Here is a 3593-nt window from a genome sequence, read left to right as displayed (position 1 = left end):
TCAAGTTAACTGAAAATACCGATGAGCAGCTGAAGAAATACCAAAAGCAGGCTGAAGATGCGGGCGTTAAAAGCGTCGACATCCACATCCGATTTGGCAATCCCAAGCCAATCATTGCCAGAGAATTTCCTAAGGATCACAACAACGATGTCATCGTCATTGGTTCAACCGGGTTAAGTGCCGTGGAACGACTTATTATTGGTTCGGTAACCAGTTACGTCACTCGAACCGCTAAGTGTGATGTCTTAATCGTTCGACCAAAAGATAAGACGAAACAATCAAACTAATTTCAGATGAAGGGCGGTGGCACTTTTGCCGGCGCTCTTTTTTAATCGATTTTTTTAGAATTAATTTTGAGGAAAGCAAATGAAAAATCAACAATGGTCCTTTAACGAAGTGGTGCCGGAAACCATGGCCGGCCAATCGTTGAAGGTCCTCTTAAGTCAATACTGGCAGCTGCCAAAACACTTAGTTTATAGTGTTCGCCATGCCAAGCGTGTCTTGGTCAACGATCGTTATCAACCAGTCAATTTCCCGGTCAAAGCAGGCGATCACATCCATTTAACCTTCACGCCGGCCGATTTCGCCAACCCATTTCCAAATGTGCTCGCCGACTCAGCTGCAACCGTTGAGATTTTATACGAAGATGACAACCTGGTCGTGGTCAACAAGCGCCGGGGTGACAAGACCCATCCCAATCAGCCGGGAGAAGTTGGCGCAACGATCAATCACCTGGCCGCTTATTTGGCAACCGAAGCGACATTGCCATACATGATTCACCGCTTGGATCAAGAAACCAGCGGGGCGATCATTTTCGGCAAAAATCCGGCAGTCGTTCCAATCCTGGTGGCCAACATTGCCAATAAACAGATTCGCCGAACTTATTTGGCCTGGGTATCTGGTTCAGACCTACCAGATGTGGGAACGATTGACCTTCCGATTGGTCTGAATCCAGCTGATAAGCGAAAACGCAAAATAAACGGCCCCCAAGCTGCTAAGGCAGTTACCCACTATCGGGTCATCAAACAACAGGCAGGTTACACCCTGTTGGAGGTACAGCTCGAAACCGGCAGAACCCATCAAATTCGGGTTCATTTTGCCGCCATCGGCCACCCATTGGTCGGTGATCCGCTGTATAATTCAAGTAATGGTAGCCCTTTCTTATTGCTACATTCCTGGAAAGTCGACCTACCGTTGCCGTTTACTAAAGAACGTCAATTAGTTGAAGCACCCGTTCCAAAACATTTTCGTGACTTCGAACAGAAGTTGGCAAAATCATAACGGGTATTGCGAAGGGAGTTTACTATGTCAGAAACTAACTTATCAAGTCATTCCGCCACCGAATTATCCGAACTAATCCGGCAGGGCAAATTAAACCGCGTTGATCTAACCCAAGAATTGATCGACACCGTTAAATCAGAGAATCCAAAGCTCAATGCCGTTACCACTCTGTGGCCGGATCGTGCCCTCAAGATGGCAAAGGACTTTTACGATACCGGCCAACCATTTGCAGGTATCCCAATTCTATTGAAGGGATTGGGCCAATCCTTCAAGGAAGCACCGGATACCGCCAGTTCCAAATTACTTGAGGACTACAAAGCTCCGGCTACCAATAATTTTGTCCATTCCTTCCTCCACGCCGGCCTGATTCCGGCTGGAGAAACCAACGCACCTGAATTTGGCTTTAAAAACGTCACCGATTCAAAACTGTATGGAGATGCGCACAATCCTTGGAACACCGATTATCAACCAGGCGGTTCATCTGGTGGTTCTGCCGCAGCTGTCGGTGCCGGTTGGCTGCCCATCGCCGGTGGTAATGATGGTGGCGGATCGATTCGAATCCCGTCATCATTTTCCGGTACCATTGGCTTAAAACCAACTCGTGGGCGTGTATTTGCCGGCCCTGGTGAGTGGCGCGGTTGGCAAGGCGCTTCAATTAATTTTGCAATTACGCGTGATATGAACGATACTGCTCGCTTGCTTGATGCCATCTCAACTGTGCAAATGGCCGCCCCATTCCAGGTGCCATTGCCTTCAGAAAGCTTCACAGCAACCCTGAATAGTCTGCCAAAGACTTTGACAATCGCCTACTCAACCGAGTCGCCTGTTGGAACGCCGGTCTCAGACGAAGCCAAACAAGCCGTCCAAGACGCCGTTGATTTCTTGAGCAGTGAGGGCTACAACATGGTTCCTGCAGACGCCCCAATCGACGGAATTGGCTTAATGAAAAGTTACTACTTAATGAACGCTGGGGAAACTGCCACGATGTTTGCCAATATGCATCTCAACGATCAAGTGATTAAGAAAAATGTTGAGCCATTATCGTGGGCGCTCGGATATGCCGGCCGCTCGATAACTGCCGTTCAGTACAGCCAAGCACTGGCTTTCTGGGATAATATCTCCAGTGACATGGACGCCTTTCAACAGGAGTTCGATCTTTACCTCACCCCAACCACCGCTCATCAAGCACCGCGAATTGACCAACCATTGGTATCGGCAGAGAATCTTGACAAAATGAAACACATTGAAGATTTGAATCCGGAAGACCAAATGCAGCTGATTTGGGATCAATGGTTGCCGGCATTAACGCTATCCCCATTTACTCAACTTGCCAATATCAGCGGCCAACCCGCAATTAGCCTGCCAACCTACGTTGGGGACAATGGACTCCCACTGGGCATTCAATTTATCGCGCGCAAAGGACGGGAAGACCTGCTATTACAGATGGGTAAATTCTTTGAAGACGAGCACAAATTCAAATTTTTGAAGTAGCCTTGTTTCATAAGCACCACGGAGGGGGAGATTCGATGAAGAACGCTTATAAACTCATCAGCCTACTGGTGCTTAGTCTTGCCGTGAGCCTCATTTCAAACCAATTAGAAACACCGGTTCACGCCCAAACAAACAGCCAAATTGCCGCAATTAAAGAAGCTGCCTCAAAGCCGGCCAATCAAAATGCGCTTAATAAGGGAAACGTCCCCAAGCTGTGGTCTCAAGGATACAAAGGTCAGGGAATGGTCATTGCCATCCTAGACAGCGGTATCCAAAATAACCATGAGTTTAAGCTGTCAAATAATGCCACGGCAAAAATATCCAAGACAGATGCCCAGCAATTGATTGACAAGCTCGGTTACGGCAAATATGTCAGTCCGAAAATCCCATTTGCTTACGATTATGTCAATCACAACAACGACGATGCCCAAGCAGACAAAGTTTCCGGCTTTCATGGCTTGATGGTTGCCGGCGTTGCTGCCGCAAATGGTGTCGATCATCAACCGAATTCAAAATACGTTCAAGGCGTCGCCCCGGAAGCCCAGCTGCTTAACATGAAACTGTATGGCGGCTTTTCTGACGAGTCTCCAAACGACGTCGCTCAAGGAATTTACGACGCCGTCAAACTTGGTGCTAATGTCATTAATTTGTCGCTTGGAATCGGTGTCGCTGCTGAATCCATTACCGATCAGGAGCAAGCAGCAGTTCAATACGCAACTAATCATGGTGTCTTTGTAGCCATCGCCGGTAGCAACTTCGGTCATTCAGGAAGTATCGAAAACGACTATAACGAGCAGTCCGCTTCTGATGTCACAGTATAT

Annotated in this window: 4 protein-coding genes; all 4 read left to right on the top strand. The window is 47.8% G+C overall.

The genetic code is table 11. The annotated features are described in order from the left end of the window. Positions 1-287, top strand: a 287-nt coding sequence (locus AB3112_RS09610; RefSeq protein WP_367334384.1) for a universal stress protein, incomplete at its 5' end; no start/stop codon positions are given. A gap of 79 nt (positions 288-366) precedes the next feature. After that, positions 367-1281 (top strand): RluA family pseudouridine synthase, encoded by a 915-nt coding sequence (locus AB3112_RS09605; protein ID WP_084974132.1) that lies wholly within the window; start codon positions 367-369, stop codon positions 1279-1281. Between the two features lie 24 nt (positions 1282-1305). Then, positions 1306-2772, top strand: coding sequence for an amidase family protein (locus AB3112_RS09600; RefSeq protein WP_367334383.1), 1467 nt, complete (start codon positions 1306-1308; stop codon positions 2770-2772). A 35-nt stretch (positions 2773-2807) separates the two neighbouring features. Continuing rightward, positions 2808-3593: S8 family serine peptidase (locus AB3112_RS09595; protein ID WP_367334382.1), on the top strand; the 786-nt coding region annotated here is incomplete at its 3' end.

The organism is Lentilactobacillus sp. (genome assembly GCF_040773105.1).
Lineage (GTDB): Bacteria > Bacillota > Bacilli > Lactobacillales > Lactobacillaceae > Lentilactobacillus > Lentilactobacillus parabuchneri.
Note: the sequence above shows the minus strand (reverse complement) of the source record. Positions and strands in the feature narration are given on the sequence as shown.

Excerpts from the sequence above, each read along its gene's own strand:
- AB3112_RS09600 (WP_367334383.1), top strand. The coding sequence starts at position 1,306 with ATGTCAGAAACTAACTTATCAAGTCATTCCGCCACCGAATTATCCGAA.
- AB3112_RS09605 (WP_084974132.1), top strand. The coding sequence starts at position 367 with ATGAAAAATCAACAATGGTCCTTTAACGAAGTGGTGCCGGAAACCATG.